Below are 16,156 nucleotides of genomic sequence, written 5' to 3'. Positions count from 1 at the left end.
CTGGAATTCCCTCATACCTGCGCGTAGCGCTCGCCCTCGCCCACCCAACGACGGATCAGTTCCGAGACGACGACCGGTTCATCACGGAGCAGCGACTGGGCCGCCGCCTGCACTGAGTCCAGCAGGTCACCATCGCGCATCAGATCGGCAATACGATAGGTCAGCGCGCCCGTCTGACGGGTCCCCAGCACCTCACCCGGCCCACGGATCTCCAGGTCACGCCGGGCGATGCGAAAGCCGTCATTGCTCTCGCGCAGTACGCCGAGTCGTGATTTCGCCGTCTCACCCAGCCGCCCATGATACAGCAGCACACAGCTGCTCCGAGCATGCCCCCGACCGACCCGACCGCGGAGCTGGTGGAGTTGTGAGAGCCCCAGTCGCTCGGCGTTCTCAATGATCATCAGTGAGGCATTGGGGACGTTGACGCCAACCTCAATAACGGTGGTAGCCACCAGCAGATCGATCTCACCAGCCTCGAACCGGGCCATGACGGCTTCTTTCTCGGCAGCGGGAAGGCGGCCATGTACAAGACCGATCACAAGCGCCGGCAGCTGCTCGCGCAGTCGCTCGGCGGTCGCCTCCGCGGCCTCGGCCTCAAGGACATCGGAGTCCTCCACCAGAGTGCAGACCCAGTAGGCCTGCCGGCCCTCCGCACCAACCGCCCGGATACGCTCGATGACGGCGTCGCGGCGGGTATCCGGCAGCGCCACAGTCTGCACCGGCTGCCGCCCGGGCGGCAGCTCGTCGATCACCGAGGTATCGAGATCGGCATAGGCGGTCATCGCCAGCGTCCGCGGAATGGGCGTGGCCGTCATCACGAGCTGGTGGGGCTGGCTCTGCTCACTGCCCTTATCGCGCAGTGCGAGGCGCTGGTGGACGCCAAAGCGATGCTGCTCATCGATCACGACCAGCCCCAGGGAGCGGAATACGACATCGGCCTGGAAAAGCGCATGGGTCCCGACCACCACCTGGATATCACCATCCGCCAGCCCCGCCAGCGTTCCGCGACGCCGGGCAGCGCCGGCGCGCCCGCTCAACCACCCCACCCGCACGCCAAGGGGTTCGAGCCAGTCGCGGAAGCTGCGCTCGTGCTGCTCGGCCAACAGTTCCGTCGGCGCCATGATGGCGACCTGCCAGCCGGCTGCTACAACGTGCAGCGCCGCCAGCGCCGCAACCACCGTCTTCCCGGAACCGACATCGCCCTGTATGAGTCGCAGCATCGGCGCAGGCTGGCCAAGGTCAGCCACCACTTCATCATGCACGCGATGCTGAGCGCCGGTCAGATCGAACCCCAGTCCCTGCAGGAAACGCCCGACCAGCGTCGCATCCCGCGGGATCACGGGCGCCGGCATGACCTGCTGCTGTGCCGCGCGCAGCCGCAGCAGACTCAGCCGATGGGCAAGCAGTTCCTCAAAAGCAAGTCGGCGGACGGCCGGATGCCGGCCCTCCAGAAGGGCCTCCGGATCGGCATCCGGTGGTGGCGCATGAACCAGTGCAAGGGCGTGCTCGAGCGCAGGCAGATCCAGCGACCTTCGCAGTGTCGCCGGCAGCCATTCGGTGACGGCGCCGGGTTTTGCCAGCGCGGCACTGATTGCCCGCCTCAGCGCCGGCTGGGTGATTCCCTCGGTCGCCGGATAGATTGGCTTGAATTCACCCGCCGTGGGGGTCGATCCCGGCTCGACGCGCTGCCAGTCCGGATGAATGATCTGAGGCACCACCGGACCCGCCCGGGCCTCGCCGAATACACGCAGATGAACGCCACGCGCCATCTGGCGCTGCTGGCTGGCGTAGAAATGGAAGAACACCAGCTCGAGGCTGCCGGTTCCATCACTGATTCGACAGATCAGACGTCGCCGCTGGCCACCCACGATTTCGGTGGCGGTCACCTCGCCCTCGACCAGCGCTGAGAGCCCGGGACGGAGCTCGCCAATGGCAAGCACCCGGGTTCGGTCCTCGTAGCGTATCGGCAGGTGGAACGGCATGTCCTCGACACGGACCAGGCCCAACCGTGCCAGCCTGTCAGCGAGCCGTGGACCGATGCCCGGCAGCCGGACCACCGGTGTCCCGGACACCGCAGCGCCTTCGACCATCGATCAGCGGTCTTCTGCCAGACTCAGAATCGCTTCGACTTCAACCATGGCGCCCTTCGGCAGTTCACGCACGCCCACCGCGGCCCGCGCCGGATACGGCTCCGCAAAGTACTCGGACATAATCGAATTAACGCTCGCGAAGTGATCCAGATCGGTCATGAAAATAGACAGCTTGCAGATCGAGGCCAGCTCACCGCCCGCAGCGACACAGACATTCCGCAGATTATCGAACACCCGCCGGGTCTGGGTATCGATATCGGCGTCGACGAGTGCCATCGTCGCGGGGTCCAGAGGGATCTGCCCGGAGATGAAAACTACGTCACCGACCTGGACCGCCTGTGAATAGGGGCCGATCGCTGCCGGCGCCTGATCGGTCTGAATGATACGGCGTGTCATGGGCGACTCCCTGTTGGATTGATCGTGATGTTCAGTGGCGGCGCCGGGAAATGCGCAGCACGGCCGAGAGACCGCGCAGCCGGCGCATAATGCGGGCCAGGTGGACGCGATCGCGGACGCCCATCACCAGCCGCAGGGTCGCAATCATGCCTTCCCTCTCCTCGATTTCAACCGCGTCGATGTTGGAATCGAGATCGGAGACTACCGCCGCCACACTGGCCAGCACGCCGCGATTGTTCATGACATCCATATCGACCGCGACCGGGTATTCGCCTTCGGCGATGGCATCCCACTGAACGTCCACCCATTTCTCGGGATGCTTGCGATACTCGCGGATGTTCCTGCAAGCCTGATGATGGACGACCACACCGCGACCGGCACTGGCGAATCCGACGATCGGGTCACCGGGAATGGGGCGGCAGCAACGCGCAAACGTGACCACCGCACCCTCATTGCCGTGAAGCGTCAGTGAGCCGCTGCCATCCCCTGTCCGTGTGATACCGCGGGCCGCGTCATCGCCCTCGGCGAGGTAACGTGCCACAAACCAGGGCATCCGCTGGCCAAGGCCGACCTCCTCGAAGACCTCGTCAACGCGCTCGACGCCGAACGAGGTCAGCGCCTGGTCGATCTGCTGATCGGTGAGGTCACCGAGACTCAGATCCATGGCATTCAGGCCGCGCTCCACGAGCCGTCGGCCAAGGTCGGTTGCTTCGGCTCCCTGCAGCCGCTTGAGGCTGTGGCGGATGGCGGCCCGGGCCTTGGCGGTGACCACGAAATCCAGCCACGCCGGATTCGGCCGGGCGATGGGCGCGGTGATGATCTCCACCGTCTGACCGGTCATGAGTGGTGTGCGCAGCGGTGCCAGTCGATTGTCGATATTCGCCGCGATGCAGGCATCACCGACTTCGGAATGTACCGCGTAGGCGAAGTCCACCACGGTCGCACCCTTGGGCAGCTCCATGATGTCGCCGCCGGGCGTGAAGACGTAGACCTCGTCGGGCAGAAGATCGATCTTGACGTTCTCGATGAACTCCAGCGAGTTGCCGACGTTCTCCTGAATCTCCAGCAAGCCATGCACCCATTCACGGGCACGGGTCTGGGCTGCATTGCTCGGCTGCCCCGGCTCCTTATAGAGCCAGTGCGCCGCGATGCCAGCCTCGGCAACCCGATCCATCTCGGCGGTGCGGATCTGGACCTCAAGCTGTATGCGGCGCGGTCCGAGCAATGTGGTGTGCAGACTCTGGTAGCCATTCGCCTTGGGGATGGCGATATAGTCCTTGATCCGCCCGGGCAGTGGCTTGTAGTGCCCGTGGCAATGCCCCAGGACGCGATAGCAGGTATCGACATCGCCAACGACAACGCGGAAACCGTAGACGTCGAATATGTCTTCGAACCCGGCCTGCTTGCTGCGCATCTTCTCGTAGATGCTCCACAGATGCTTCTGCCGGGCGGTGATCTGCGCCTCAATCCCCGCCTCGGTCAGGCTCGTCTGAATCTCGTCGCGGACGTTGTCGAGGAGTTCGCGACGGGCCCCCAGCTGCTCACGGACACGCGCTTTGAGCACCCGGTAGCGCATGGGATGCAGTGCGGCGAAACCAAGGTCCTCAAGCTCGACCCGGATGCTGTTAATGCCCAGACGCTGCGCGATCGGCGCATAGATCTCGAGGGTCTCCCGTGCAATGCGCGTGCGTTTGCTGGGCGGCATCACAAAGATCGTGCGCATGTTGTGGAGTCGATCGGCGAGTTTGATCAGGATGACGCGGATGTCTTTCGACATCGCCAGAATCATCTTGCGGAAGTTCTCAGCCTGGGCTTCCGCCTTACTGCGGAAGTTGATCTGAGTGAGCTTCGAGACCCCGTCAACGAGCTGAGCGACCTCGCTGCCGAACGCTTCAGCGATCTCCGCTTTCGCGGTCGGCGTGTCTTCGATGACGTCATGCAGGATGGCCGCGCAGAGGCTGTCCGCGTCGAGTCCCATTTCACCGAGCGTCCGGGCGACGGCGAGGGGGTGAGTGATGTAGGGCTCGCCCGACAATCGGCGCTGGCCCTGATGGGCATCGGCGCCGAATCGATAGGCCCGATACACCTTCTGAACATTGTGCGGATCGAGGTAATCCTCGAGCAGCGAGCACAGTTCAGCCGCCCGGCTTGCGGAGTCAAGCCCCGCCGTTTCAGGCGTTAATGCTGCATCGCTGCTGGCCATGGCGCCCGGTTCAGTCGCCGGGCCTCTCTTCGTTGTTCTCGGCCGGCGTCACGGGCTGGTCCGCGTCATCGCCGACTGCGTCTTCAACCTGAGCATCAGCGCTCTCCGCCGGATTGGCGGCGTCGTCCAACGCCCCCAATGCCTCGGCCGCCTCGGCCTCGACATTCAGGATCTCTGAGGTGACGTATCCTTCGGCAATCTCGCGCAGTGCAACCACGGTCGGCTTGTCGTTCTCCCAGTCCACGAGTGGCTGGGCGCCATGGGCGATCTGGCGGGCCCGACGGGTGCTGGCCAGCACCAGTTCGAAGCGATTATCGATGTTGTCAAGGCAGTCCTCGACCGTAACTCGTGCCATGGCGGCTTTCTCCAGAATCAGCGCAAATCGGAATTGACTTTAGTCTAGCGCGAAACGCCGCATTCAATAAAGGTCTGATTGTCCAGCCAGAAACCCCGCAGCTGCCGGTCACACCGGTGGTTTGTCGAGGCCGGTCAGGGCGGACAGCGCCTCGGCGTGGACGCTCAGCTGATAGCCCGCCTGCAGCCGTTTAGCACGGATGATCGCCTCCAGATCGGCCAGCGCCACCGCAAAGTCGTCGTTCCAGACGATGAAGTCGTACTCGTGGCAATGGCTCATTTCGCTGACCGCCGCCGCCATTCTCGACTCAATCACATCGTCGCTGTCCTGGCCGCGCGCCCGCAGACGTGCTTCCAGCGCAGACCGCGATGGCGGCAGGATAAAAACGGAGGCACACCCGGGGATCCGCTCACGGATCTGTCGCGCGCCCTGCCAGTCGATCTCCACCAGCACGTCCCGGCCCGCGGCGAGATCGGCTTCGATCGCCGCCCAGGAGGTCCCATAACGACGGTCGAAGACACGGGCGTGTTCAAGGAACGCATCGGCCTCCACCAGCGCCTGAAAACCCGCGTCGTCCACAAAGTAGTAATCGTGCCCATCGCGCTCGCCGGGACGCGGCTGCCGTGTGGTATGCGAGACCGAGAAACACAACCGGTCGTCGCGCGCCATCAACGCGCGAAGCAGCGAGGTCTTACCGGCGCCTGAGGCCGCCGAGACGATGTAGAGAGTGCCTGTCGTGCCCGTTTCCATCCCCGCAATGTTACCCTTGCGGGCATCTTTTCGCACCTTGCCAAACACCCAGGAGACCTGCATGCGCCCCAGCGGCCGAAACCCCGATCAACTCCGTCCCATCCGCCTTACCCGCGGCTTCACCCGACATGCCGAGGGGTCGGTACTGGTGGAGTTTGGCGACACTCGGGTGCTGTGCAACGCCTCTGTTGAAGATCGGGTACCACCATGGCTCCGTAACAAGGGGCGCGGCTGGGTGACCGCCGAATACGGCATGCTGCCCCGTGCGACCGGCAGCCGTACCGACCGTGAGGCGACCCGGGGTCGGCAGCAGGGGCGCACCATCGAGATCCAGCGCCTGATCGGACGCGGCCTGCGCGCGGCCGTGGACCTCGAAGCGCTGGGCGAACGGCGCGTCGTCGTCGACTGTGATGTACTCCAGGCCGACGGTGGTACCCGCACCGCCGCCATCACCGGCGGCTATGTCGCGCTCGCCGACGCCATCCAGACACTTCTCGATAAGCGCAGGATCCGCCGCAATCCGCTGCATGGGCACATTGCCGCCGTATCGGTAGGCATCCATCAGGGCATGCCGGTCCTCGATCTCGATTACGCCGAGGACTCTGAAGCGGAAACCGACATGAACGTCATCATGAATGAGGCCGGCCATTTCATAGAGGTGCAGGGCACTGCCGAGGGCCATGCATTCCGGCGCACCGAGCTCGACTCGATGCTCGACCTGGCGGCCGCCGGCATCGACGAGCTGGTCGCGGCCCAGCGTCTGGCACTGGAGCGCTGACATGGCACTGATCGAGCGACTGGTGCTCGCCAGCGGCAATGCGGGCAAGCTCGCCGAGCTGGCCAGTCTGTTGAGCGGACAGGTCGGCGAGATCATCCCGCAGTCGTTTTACTTCGTGCCAACCGCCGAGGAAACCGGCAGCACTTTCGTCGAGAACGCCATTATCAAGGCCCGTCATGCAGCCGCACACACGGGCCTGCCCGCCATCGCCGATGACTCGGGCCTGGAAATCCCGGCCCTCGATGGCGAACCGGGCGTCCGCTCGGCGCGCTGGGCCGGGGAGGACGCGAGTGATGCCGACAATAATGCCCGACTCCGCGATGCGCTGATCGATCTCGGTGCCCATGAGCGTGGGGCCGCGTATCGATGCGTGCTGGTGGCAATGCGGCATGCCGCCGATCCCGCTCCGTTGATCGCCGAGGGCATGTGGAGCGGGCAGCTGACTGAGACCCCACAGGGCGACAGCGGGTTTGGCTATGATCCGCACTTCTTTCTGCCTGAGGCCGGCTGCACGGCGGCCGAGCTACCGGCCGACACCAAGAACATGCTGAGTCATCGCGGCCAGGCACTCAGTGCGCTGCGACGGCGGCTGGAGCAGGAATGGCAGCAACCCTGAAAGCACCGCCACTGGGGCTTTATATCCACCTACCCTGGTGCGTACAGAAATGCCCCTACTGCGACTTCAACTCCCATGCGCTGCGTGGCGAGCTGCCGGAACAGGCCTATATCGACGCCCTGTTGCGGGATGCCGATCAGGAGGCAGTGGCTGCAGCGGGACGCGAGGTCGAGACGCTGTTCATCGGCGGCGGCACACCCAGCCTGTTCAGCGCCGGCGCCATACAGGGCCTGCTGGACGGCCTTCACCAGCGGATCAATATTCGTGCCGATGCCGAAATCACGCTCGAGGCAAACCCCGGAACACTGGAGTCGGGCCGCTTTGAGGGCTTCCTCGCAGCCGGCATCAACCGACTGTCAATCGGTGTTCAGAGCTTCAACGATCATCAGCTGCATCGGCTTGGGCGTGTGCATGGTGGTGACGAGGCCACGGATGCCATCGTTGCGGCCCAGCGCGCCGGGTTCAAGCGGATCAATGTCGATCTGATGCACGGTCTGCCCGGACAGTCTCCCGCCGCTGCCCTCGCCGACGTCGAGCAGGTGCTGGCACTGGGTATCGAGCATCTCTCCCACTACCAGCTCACCCTGGAGCCCGGGACGGCATTCCATGCAAAGCCACCGGTTCTACCTGATGACGATCAACTCGCGGACATCGAGGCCGCCTGCGCCGAACGGATCCATGCAGCAGGACTGCGGCGCTATGAGGTGTCCGCCTGGTCAACTCCCGGGGATGAATGCCGGCATAACCTCAATTACTGGCGCTTTGGTGACTATCTGGCAATCGGTGCTGGCGGTCACGCCAAGATCAGTGATCCCGACGGCAGCATTCGGCGCTACCGCAAGCAGCGGCTACCGCGGCTCTATCAGGATCTCGCCGGCACCGACGCGGCGACGGTGGAAACCCGATCCATCGCCGCGCACGAGCGCCCCCTCGAGTATCTGATGAATGCCCTGCGGCTGACTGACGGCACCGGCATACAGGCGGCGACCGAGCGGATCGGCCTGCCGGCATCGGCATTCGAGCCGGGACTGAGCGAGGCGCGGCGTCGTGGATTGCTGACCGACGACCCGTCACGGCTGCAGGCCACACCCTTTGGACAGCGTTTTCTGAACGATTTGCTGGATGTTTTCCTCGAGCCTGACCAACCGGATGACCGGGTGAGCGCAGGATGATCGAGACCGTGACGATCGAGTGCCCCTACTGCGGTGAGGCCTTCGAGACCATCGTCGACAGCTCAGCGGGGGATCAGGACTATATCGAGGATTGTGTGGTCTGTTGCCGCCCGATCGAGTGCCGGCTCACCGTTACCGCCGACGGCGCGCAGCTGTCGGTCCGTCGCGATGATGACTGATCAGATCGGCAGCGGCGTTTTGTAGAGCGCCACCATGACGATGTATCCATAGACTGCCAGCGCCGCGACGAATGCGGTGACCCGCACAGTGGCCGTGCGACCGCGCTTTAACGCGATGATGCCGAGTACGATATAGGCCACGAGCGCGACGACCTTGGCAGTGATCCAGTCGTGCGGGACAACGGGGTAGCGCCAGCCGATCCAGGCGGTCGCGAAGGCCGTCAGCAGCAGCGTGGTATCGATGACATGCGGCAGTATTTTCACCCACTTGCGCTGCAGCATCGATGAGCCCACTGCCATCCAGCCGCCGCGCAGAATGAACAGCAGCACTGTCAGTGTCGCTACCGTGGTGTGCAGGTGTTTGAGCCCGATGTAGAGCATGGAAGCAGTCCTTGTAATACGGCCAGATCTTGCTCTGCATCCTACCGCCGGGGGGGAACGCGGTCGAGCGTGTCCCTTGTACCGCCGGCGGTGACCGCCTAACATACGCGCATTCAATAACCAGCATCTCGAGATACCGCATGAAGAAAAGCATCCATCCCGGTTACCGTCAGGTGGTGTTCCAGGACATCTCCGCCGATTATTCCTTTCTGACGCGCTCCACGGTCAAGACCGATGAGACGATCCAGTGGGAAGACGGCAATGAATACCCCCTGGTCAAGGTTGAGATTTCAAGCGCCAGCCACCCGTTCTACACCGGCAAGCAGCGCGTGCTGTCGAGTGGCGGCCGGGTCGATCAGTTCCGCCGCCGTTATGGCGGAATGGCGAAAGGCTCCAAGGGCTGACGCGCGAGCGGCGGACAACAGGAGGCGACCCGATGGCTGACAAGACCGTCACGATGACTGACAACGAGACGGGTAAAAAGGCGGATATGCCGGTGCGCCAGGGCACGCACGGGTCTGACGTCATCGATATCCGCTCGTTGCACAGCGATCTCGGGTACTTCACGTACGACCCGGGCTATAGCACGAGTGGCAGCTGCCAGAGCGACATCACCTACATCGACGGCGATCAGGGTGTCCTGTTGTACCGCGGCTATCCGATCGAACAGCTCGCGGAGCATGCCTCATTCCTCGAGGTCGCTCGCCTGTTGATTCACGGCGACCTGCCCAACAAGAACGAGCTCGAGGCTTTCGATCAGGCGATCACGCACCACACGATGGTCAACGAGAGCCTGCGGATATTCTTCAACGGCTTCCATTACAACGCCCATCCAATGGCCATGCTCACAGGCGTGGTCGGTTCGCTGTCGGCGTTCTACCACGACACGATCGATATCACCGACCCCGAGAACCGCCTGCTGTCCGCGCACCGCATCATCGCCAAGATGCCGACAATCGCCGGTGCGGCGTTCAAGCATATGGTGGGCGAGCCGTTTGTCCATCCGCTCAATCGCCTGTCCTACACCGGCAACCTCCTCAATATGCTTTTCGCGCGGCCCAGCGAGGATTATGAAATCAATCCAGTCGCTGAGCGCGCACTCGATCAGCTCCTGATCCTGCATGCCGATCATGAACAGAACGCGAGCACCTCCACCGTGCGGCTCGCCGGCAGCACCGGAACCAATCCGTTCGCGGCCATCTCCTCTGGTTGCGCAGCACTCTGGGGACCTGCCCACGGTGGCGCCAACGAGGCCGTCCTGCGGATGCTGAGCGAAATCGGCACCGTCGAGGCGGTCCCGAAGTATATCGAGAAGGCGAAGGATAAGAACGATCCATTCCGGCTGATGGGCTTTGGTCATCGGGTCTATAAGAACTACGACCCGCGCGCGACCATTATCCGCAAGACCTGTCATGAGGTCCTCGACGAGCTGGGCGTGGGCAACGACCCGCAGCTTGAACTGGCGATCCGGCTCGAGGAAATCGCTCTGGCGGACGACTACTTCGTCGAGCGCAAGCTCTATCCCAACGTCGACTTTTACTCAGGCATTATCTATCGCGCCCTGGGCATCCCCAAGGAATTCTTCACTGTGCTTTTTGCGATCGGCCGGACGCCGGGCTGGATCGCTCAGTGGATGGAGATGCTCTCTGATCCGGAGCAGCGGATCGGTCGCCCACGCCAGCTCTACACCGGTGCGGCCCGGCGCGATTATGTGCCTCTCCACCGCCGCGGCTGACAACTAGTCCTGGACGGTGCTGGTGTCCTCAGTCACCAGCGCCTCCACTTCACGGCGCCCCGCGCGCTGCATCGGCCGCCCGTCGACAGGGCTTCTTGGCGGCTGATGGTTTCCCCGGCCCGAGAATACGGCGACCGTCACGGCGGTTTCCCCCGCCACAAAATGGTGGACCGGGATTGATTCGTGATCGTGCTCAAATCGAAACCGCTTCTCCAGCGTGTCGAAGGGGATATCGTGATCCATCAGGAAAAAAACGATGTCTTCCGGCGTTTCCGCGAAACAGTGGAGATCCACCGCGCTATCCGGGCCGGCCGTGCCGTCGAGCACCGAGCCAACCAGACGCGGTCGGAATGCCGCAAAAAACGCCATCGCCTCCAGCGCCGCCTCGCGTAGCGACTGCAACGCTGACTGTTGCCGCTCGCCACCGAACAGCCGCTGATAGTCCTGCAGCGCCGCCTGAATCTCGCGATTCTGGGGCAGGTTGGTCGTTCGTGGCGCATTCAGCTGCAGCGCCGCCTTGCGCTTGGCAATCGAGAAATCCCGTATACCCTCAACCGCCATGACCCGAGCCGATTCCTGAATCAGCCGCTCACGCATGCGCGCGTCCCGATTCGCTTTTCCTCTGGCCATTGGTCCTCACTCCGGATTAGAAAAGAGGCTGATCAGCGCCACGGTCATCGCCCGACCCGCCACCGTCCGCCCCTGCACCTGGCGGTTCCGGGAGGTTGGTGGCACGGAATGTCTCGAACACGGCATCCGCTGCATCACTGGGCACGCGTTTCCCGGTCTCAGGGTCGATCTTGACCGTCACCAGACCATCCGGACGCGGCCACTGCGATGGGGGTCGATCCGCCAGCGCCTCACCCATGAAATCCATCCAGATCGGCAGGGCCGCACGCCCCCCGGTCTCGTAGCGACCCAGGGTGCCGCGCTCGTCGAATCCCACCCAGACGGTGGTCACCAGATCGCCATTGAATCCAGAGAACCAGGCGTCCTGTTGATCATTGGTGGTGCCGGTCTTCCCGGCAATGTCTTCACGCCCGAGCGCGCGGGCGGCGCGGGCCGTGCCTTCCTGGACCACATTCCGCAGCATCGATCGCATCAGCCAGGCGTTCTCCGCACTGATCGCCCGTTCGCTTGGCGCGGCGCCCCCATCGTCGACCACACGCGGCGCATCGGCATCATGAACGGTCGCTCCCTCATTATCGACCACTCGATCAATAAAATGCGGATCGACCCGATATCCCCCGTTGGCAAATACGGAGTAGGCGCGCGCCAGCTCGAGCGGCGTCACTCCCGCCGCGCCGAGGGCCAGTGAGAGGTTCCGGGGCAGCCGTTCGCCCGGCAGACCAAACTGCGCAATATGATCGATCGTGGCCTCGACGCCGACACGCCGCAACACACGAATGGAGACCAGATTGCGTGAATACGTCAGCGCCTCGCGCAGACGGGTCGGGCCGAACACCCGGCCGCTGTAGTTCTCCGGCCGCCAGACATCCTCCAGAGCGACATCCGCGAACACCACGGGCGCATCGTTCACCAGCGTCGCCGGCGTTAGACCGTTGGCCAGCGCCGCCGAATAGATCAGTGGCTTGAACGCCGAGCCTGGCTGCCGCGACGCCTGAGTCACGCGGTTGAACTTACTGAACGAGAAGTCGTACCCACCGACCAGGGCCCGAATACGGCCGTCCTTCGGGGCCAGTGACACCAAGCCGCTCTGGGGTTCCGGCAGCTGCGCGAGCCGCCATCCCTGGTCGGTCTCGCGCAGATGGACGACATCACCCACGGACAGCACATCAGCCGCCTGGTCCGGACTGGGCCCCATGGCATTGCGACCGAGCTGCGGGCGGGCCCACTGCAGCGCCGTCCATGGCAGTTCCACACGCCCTTGCGTGCGGGTCAGCAGTGCTGCGGTCTGTCCCTCGGTCGCGCGGACCACTCCCACCTCCAGGTCGCCGGGACGCGGAAACTCAGACAGGCGATCGAGGAGTGACCCGCGGCTGTCCTCCACCACCGTCGGATCGAGCTCGGCGAGCGGACCGCGGTAGCCATGGCGCTCATCGTAGCCATGCAACCCATCCCGCAGCGCGGCACGGGCCTCGCGCTGACGCTCCCCGGAAACCGTTGTGTGGACGACGTAACCCTGCGTGTACGCGGCCTCCTGGCCATAGCGCTCGACCATCCATGCGCGCACCATTTCCGCGATATACGGGGCATCCACACTGTTCTCGCGGCGATGGTAGTTCGCCGTGATCGGGGCCGCCATCGCCTGCTCGTAGCGTGCCGCATCAATGACGCCGGTATCGCGCATCCGACCTAGCACATACCCCCGCCGGCGCAGCGATTCGTCAGGATTCGCCAGCGGATTGGAGGCCGACGGCGCCTTGGGCAGACCCGCGATCATGGCCCATTCGGGGAGGGTCAGTTCCGGGAGCGGTCGGCCGTAATACACCTGAGCGGCCGCGGCGACGCCATACGCCCGTTGCCCAAGATAGATCCTGTTGAGGTACAGCTCGAGGATCTTTTCCTTGTCGAGCTGCTGTTCGATGCGCAGGGCCAGGAGAATCTCGCGGAGCTTGCGCAGATAGGTCTGCTCGGAACTGAGGAACAGATTGCGGGCAAGCTGCATCGTAATGGTGCTGCCCCCGGGCCCTTTCTCTCCAGTGCGAACCAGGTACCAGACCGCCCGGGCAATCCCTTCATAATCGACACCAGGGTGTTGGTAGAAACGCTGGTCTTCAGCCGCGATGAAGGCCTTAATCATCGTCGGGGGAATCTCGTCAAGCGAGACCGGCGTACGACGGATCTGGCCGAATTCCTCGATGAGTTCGCCCTCGGCTGTGTAGATCCGCATCGGCACCTGGAGCTCGACATTCCGCACCGACTCGACACTGGGAAGCCCCGGGGCAAGCACGATATAGGCGATCACAAACGCCCCGATCGCCAGAAGCCCGAGCGACGCCAGACCCGCGAATAATTGCAATAACCGCCGAGCGATGACCGACATGAACCTTCTTGTACACAGCAAACCGACTGATGGCGAGTATATCACCAGCACGGACAGCTGCCGCCCCGAAAACGACCGGAGGCGGTGAGCGGATGCGCCTGATCCACCCATACCATCCCCCAACGGTGGGGATCGACCTGGGCACCACGGCGATCAAGGCCGTGGGTATGAGGCGGAGCGGCGAAAGGCCCGTGATCAGCGGCTTCGCCATTGAGCCGATCAGTACCGCTCCGGCGCCTGCAGACCCTGCAGCGCTTGACGGGGCGCTCACCGCCGCCATCAAGCGTGCGGTGCGCACGGCGGCACCGGGTGCCCGCGCTGCCGCGACCGCCCTGCCCGATGAAGAGGCCATCACCCGCGTGATCGAGGTCCCGACAGAGCTCGAGGAGAAAGCCCTGCGCATCCGGGTCAGCCTCGATATCGAAGCGTCGCTGAAACAGCCCCATCATGAGCTTGCCTGCGATTTCCGGCGACTCGCGCTCGACGCCGATCGTGGCAAGCAACCGGTCCGGGTGGTCGCGGCGCGCGCCGAGGCACTGACACGGCGGCGCAGACAGCTGGAGACCTCCGATCTAGAGTGCCGGCTCGTTGATCTCGACTCCCATGCCATCGCCCGGGCCGCGCTCGCCGATACCCAGCTGCATTCCGGTCCGGACAGCGCACCGGTCGCCCTCCTGGATGTCGGCACGCGACTCCATCTGACCATCTTCGATCGCCAGCGCATCCACTACCGCCAGGATCACGCCCTCGGCGCCGGGGCGGATGACAACGATTGTCTGCGGGTCATTGAGCAGGCAATGGCCATGCACCACGGGAGTCCAGACGCCCGCGCGCCGGGTGTTCTGAGCCTGACTGGCGGCGGCAGCAGCCCGCAACTGGCCGCTGCACTGGACCAACGCCTGGTGATGCGCTGCCGGCGTATTGACCCCTTGCACGCACTCGACATTGCCGAGACGGTCGACGTCAGTGAACTGAGCCGGTCGCTACCCCGGCTACTGACCGCCATGGGCCTTGCCCTTCATGCCGGAGATCCGAATGCCCATTGGCGTTAATCTCCTGCCCTGGCGGGAGACGCAGGCGCGCCGCCAGCGCCAACGCCTGCGACTGATCACGGTATTCGCGGTACTTGCCGGCCTGATGATCATGGTCGCAATAGCGGCGCCGGTCACTGACCGCAACCTGGCCGAGCGCGACCGCCAGAGTGGACTAAAGGCTCGCATCGCGGCCCTCGAAGCGGATGTCGAACGCGCCCAGCGCTTCGATCAGGAGATCGATCGCCTCAATGCCCGGCAGTCAGCAATGGATCGGCTCCAGCAGCGGCGAACCCAAGCCGTCGATGCACTGACCGGCGTGATGGCCGCGCTGCCGTTGCCGATCTCGCTCATCCGGCTCGAACAACGGCCCAACAAGCTTGTGATTGAGGGCCGGAGCTCACGGTCAGCAGCCATTCCGACACTCATCGATGCGCTCCGCGCCGAGCCGGGCTTCGCCGCATTCCGTGTCCATCGTCTCAGCAACCATCCCCTCGAATCAGCACCGGGGCAGCGATTCCGATTGGTACTCAACCGCCGACCCACTGCGTTATCCGACCATGATCGCTGAGACACTCAAGCGCACAGTCATGGCGCTGATTCTGGGCCTGACCATTGGCTGGTTCATCACCCTGCAACCGGCGCTGTCCAAGCGTGGCGCCATCGAACCGGGCAACGACGCGCTAAGTCAGCGTCTCGCAGCCCATCAGCGCACGGCAGCGGGACTGGCGGAGCAGCGTAGGGCCCTCGAGACCCTCAGTGAGGCGGTCAGCCAGCATCCCATGCGACTGCCAGGCCAACCCGATGAATCCGGACTGATCAGCCACCTCACCGCGCTGGCCGCCGACCGCGATGTCAGGATCATCGATATCGCGCCGGGTGAAACCGGCGAGACACCCGGCTACCGCCATCAGGCGATCACCGTCCGCGTACAGGGGCGATGGGAGGCGCTGGTGCGCTTGCTGACCGCGATCGACGCTACGACGCGGGCGGTCACAGCAACCGGCCTGGCGCTTGACCAGGTAGAGGCCGAGCATGATCGGCGACAGCTCACGATGGGGGTCAGCCTGAATGGCCACTGGCAACCCAATCCAGGCGGCGACGCCGCGACGGTTGACGCTGACAGCGGCTGGACGCAGGCGGCCGGAGCGGTCGATACCATGACTGTCCCGACGCCGTTACGCCGCGATCCCTTTCATCCAGCGATCGGCACCACGTCGGCCGATCCCCATGATGTCGCCTATCTAGGCCGGATCATGCGGGGCGATGCGCAGTGGGCGCTGATCCGGGATCACAACGGCCAGCTCCACCGCTCGCGCGTCGGTGACCCCGTACCCGGTATTGGACGCCTGACCCGAATCCGGCCCCAGGCCATCACGCTTGAACCGGTGAGATCAGATCGCGGCGGCCGGCCACGCATCATTCACCGCCATTCAGGCACCGAGGGGACAGGAGACTAGCGG

17 protein-coding genes are annotated in these 16,156 nt (G+C 64.2%); 9 read left to right on the top strand and 8 right to left on the bottom strand.

The window, feature by feature from the left end; genetic code table 11:
* Positions 1-11 precede the first annotated feature (11 nt).
* The 5 genes from recG to gmk form a co-directional block, all read right to left on the bottom strand.
* Positions 12-2,090 (bottom strand): ATP-dependent DNA helicase RecG, encoded by a 2,079-nt coding sequence (gene recG / locus SPICUR_RS01530; protein WP_023365346.1) that lies wholly within the window; start codon positions 2,088-2,090, stop codon positions 12-14.
* A 3-nt stretch (positions 2,091-2,093) separates the two neighbouring features.
* The gene (locus SPICUR_RS01525; protein WP_023365344.1) at positions 2,094-2,486 is read right to left on the bottom strand and encodes a RidA family protein; all 393 of its coding nucleotides are present in this window, start codon (positions 2,484-2,486) and stop codon (positions 2,094-2,096) included.
* 31 nt (positions 2,487-2,517) lie between these two features.
* Positions 2,518-4,689, bottom strand: a complete 2,172-nt coding sequence (locus SPICUR_RS01520; protein WP_023365342.1) for a RelA/SpoT family protein — start codon at positions 4,687-4,689, stop codon at positions 2,518-2,520.
* A gap of 10 nt (positions 4,690-4,699) precedes the next feature.
* Positions 4,700-5,044, bottom strand: coding sequence for a DNA-directed RNA polymerase subunit omega (gene rpoZ / locus SPICUR_RS01515; RefSeq protein ID WP_023365341.1), 345 nt, complete (start codon positions 5,042-5,044; stop codon positions 4,700-4,702).
* A gap of 108 nt (positions 5,045-5,152) precedes the next feature.
* Complete coding sequence (gmk, locus tag SPICUR_RS01510; RefSeq protein ID WP_041381993.1) at positions 5,153-5,794, bottom strand: guanylate kinase; 642 nt, start codon at positions 5,792-5,794, stop codon at positions 5,153-5,155.
* Positions 5,795-5,855: 61 nt separating this feature from the next.
* Between gmk and rph the strand changes: the two genes are divergently transcribed.
* From rph to SPICUR_RS01490, 4 genes are read left to right on the top strand one after another with little or no spacing between them, the layout of a single operon-like run.
* Entirely contained in the window at positions 5,856-6,572 is a 717-nt protein-coding gene (gene rph / locus SPICUR_RS01505; protein ID WP_023365337.1) for a ribonuclease PH, read from the top strand.
* Between the two features lies 1 nt (position 6,573).
* Positions 6,574-7,188, top strand: coding sequence for an RdgB/HAM1 family non-canonical purine NTP pyrophosphatase (gene rdgB, locus SPICUR_RS01500; protein ID WP_023365335.1), 615 nt, complete (start codon positions 6,574-6,576; stop codon positions 7,186-7,188).
* Positions 7,173-8,360, top strand: a complete 1,188-nt coding sequence (gene hemW, locus SPICUR_RS01495) for a radical SAM family heme chaperone HemW (protein ID WP_023365333.1) — start codon at positions 7,173-7,175, stop codon at positions 8,358-8,360. The genes rdgB and hemW overlap by 16 nt, the downstream gene beginning before the upstream one ends.
* A complete protein-coding gene (locus tag SPICUR_RS01490; protein WP_023365331.1) occupies positions 8,357-8,539 on the top strand; it encodes a CPXCG motif-containing cysteine-rich protein in 183 nt (60 codons plus the stop codon). The genes hemW and SPICUR_RS01490 overlap by 4 nt, the downstream gene beginning before the upstream one ends.
* Here the strand turns inward: SPICUR_RS01490 and SPICUR_RS01485 are convergent, their stop codons facing one another.
* Complete coding sequence (locus SPICUR_RS01485) at positions 8,540-8,920, bottom strand: SirB2 family protein (protein ID WP_023365329.1); 381 nt, start codon at positions 8,918-8,920, stop codon at positions 8,540-8,542.
* Between the two features lie 140 nt (positions 8,921-9,060).
* On the opposite strand from SPICUR_RS01485, the gene SPICUR_RS01480 reads away from it, so the two are divergent.
* Together SPICUR_RS01480 and SPICUR_RS01475 are read left to right on the top strand one after the other, a co-directional pair.
* On the top strand, positions 9,061-9,324 hold the full coding sequence (locus SPICUR_RS01480; protein ID WP_023365327.1) for a type B 50S ribosomal protein L31: 264 nt from the start codon (positions 9,061-9,063) through the stop codon (positions 9,322-9,324).
* 32 nt (positions 9,325-9,356) lie between these two features.
* A complete protein-coding gene (locus tag SPICUR_RS01475; RefSeq protein WP_023365325.1) occupies positions 9,357-10,655 on the top strand; it encodes a citrate synthase in 1,299 nt (432 codons plus the stop codon).
* A gap of 3 nt (positions 10,656-10,658) precedes the next feature.
* On the opposite strand, the gene SPICUR_RS01470 is transcribed toward SPICUR_RS01475, so the two are convergent.
* Positions 10,659-11,285 (bottom strand): hypothetical protein, encoded by a 627-nt coding sequence (locus SPICUR_RS01470; protein WP_041381566.1) that lies wholly within the window; start codon positions 11,283-11,285, stop codon positions 10,659-10,661.
* 16 nt (positions 11,286-11,301) lie between these two features.
* A complete protein-coding gene (locus tag SPICUR_RS01465) occupies positions 11,302-13,662 on the bottom strand; it encodes a penicillin-binding protein 1A (RefSeq protein ID WP_023365321.1) in 2,361 nt (786 codons plus the stop codon).
* 92 nt (positions 13,663-13,754) lie between these two features.
* Here SPICUR_RS01465 and pilM point away from each other — a divergent pair, with 92 nt between their 5' ends.
* Genes pilM through pilO form a run of 3 tightly spaced genes read left to right on the top strand, consistent with a single transcriptional unit; the run spans position 13,755 to position 16,153 of the window.
* Positions 13,755-14,714, top strand: coding sequence for a type IV pilus biogenesis protein PilM (gene pilM, locus SPICUR_RS01460; protein ID WP_158499821.1), 960 nt, complete (start codon positions 13,755-13,757; stop codon positions 14,712-14,714).
* The gene (locus SPICUR_RS09970) at positions 14,683-15,264 is read left to right on the top strand and encodes a PilN domain-containing protein (protein WP_237220342.1); all 582 of its coding nucleotides are present in this window, start codon (positions 14,683-14,685) and stop codon (positions 15,262-15,264) included. The genes pilM and SPICUR_RS09970 overlap by 32 nt, the downstream gene beginning before the upstream one ends.
* Positions 15,254-16,153, top strand: coding sequence for a type 4a pilus biogenesis protein PilO (gene pilO, locus SPICUR_RS01450; protein ID WP_023365315.1), 900 nt, complete (start codon positions 15,254-15,256; stop codon positions 16,151-16,153). The genes SPICUR_RS09970 and pilO overlap by 11 nt, the downstream gene beginning before the upstream one ends.
* The last annotated feature ends 3 nt before the right edge of the window (positions 16,154-16,156 follow it).

This window comes from Spiribacter curvatus (assembly GCF_000485905.1).
GTDB classification, from domain to species: domain Bacteria; phylum Pseudomonadota; class Gammaproteobacteria; order Nitrococcales; family Nitrococcaceae; genus Spiribacter; species Spiribacter curvatus.
Note: the sequence above shows the minus strand (reverse complement) of the source record. Positions and strands in the feature narration are given on the sequence as shown.

Bases quoted from the DNA above. Each gene is read 5' to 3' on its own strand.
- pilM (WP_158499821.1), top strand. From the start codon at position 13,755: ATGCGCCTGATCCACCCATACCATCCCCCAACGGTGGGGATCGACCTG.
- gmk (WP_041381993.1), bottom strand. From the start codon at position 5,794: ATGGAAACGGGCACGACAGGCACTCTCTACATCGTCTCGGCGGCCTCA.
- hemW (WP_023365333.1), top strand. From the start codon at position 7,173: ATGGCAGCAACCCTGAAAGCACCGCCACTGGGGCTTTATATCCACCTA.
- rph (WP_023365337.1), top strand. From the start codon at position 5,856: ATGCGCCCCAGCGGCCGAAACCCCGATCAACTCCGTCCCATCCGCCTT.
- pilO (WP_023365315.1), top strand. From the start codon at position 15,254: ATGATCGCTGAGACACTCAAGCGCACAGTCATGGCGCTGATTCTGGGC.
- rdgB (WP_023365335.1), top strand. From the start codon at position 6,574: ATGGCACTGATCGAGCGACTGGTGCTCGCCAGCGGCAATGCGGGCAAG.
- SPICUR_RS01520 (WP_023365342.1), bottom strand. From the start codon at position 4,689: ATGGCCAGCAGCGATGCAGCATTAACGCCTGAAACGGCGGGGCTTGAC.
- SPICUR_RS01470 (WP_041381566.1), bottom strand. From the start codon at position 11,285: ATGGCCAGAGGAAAAGCGAATCGGGACGCGCGCATGCGTGAGCGGCTG.
- rpoZ (WP_023365341.1), bottom strand. From the start codon at position 5,044: ATGGCACGAGTTACGGTCGAGGACTGCCTTGACAACATCGATAATCGC.
- SPICUR_RS01465 (WP_023365321.1), bottom strand. From the start codon at position 13,662: ATGTCGGTCATCGCTCGGCGGTTATTGCAATTATTCGCGGGTCTGGCG.
- SPICUR_RS01525 (WP_023365344.1), bottom strand. From the start codon at position 2,486: ATGACACGCCGTATCATTCAGACCGATCAGGCGCCGGCAGCGATCGGC.
- SPICUR_RS01475 (WP_023365325.1), top strand. From the start codon at position 9,357: ATGGCTGACAAGACCGTCACGATGACTGACAACGAGACGGGTAAAAAG.
- recG (WP_023365346.1), bottom strand. From the start codon at position 2,090: ATGGTCGAAGGCGCTGCGGTGTCCGGGACACCGGTGGTCCGGCTGCCG.
- SPICUR_RS01485 (WP_023365329.1), bottom strand. From the start codon at position 8,920: ATGCTCTACATCGGGCTCAAACACCTGCACACCACGGTAGCGACACTG.
- SPICUR_RS09970 (WP_237220342.1), top strand. From the start codon at position 14,683: ATGCCGGAGATCCGAATGCCCATTGGCGTTAATCTCCTGCCCTGGCGG.
- SPICUR_RS01490 (WP_023365331.1), top strand. From the start codon at position 8,357: ATGATCGAGACCGTGACGATCGAGTGCCCCTACTGCGGTGAGGCCTTC.
- SPICUR_RS01480 (WP_023365327.1), top strand. From the start codon at position 9,061: ATGAAGAAAAGCATCCATCCCGGTTACCGTCAGGTGGTGTTCCAGGAC.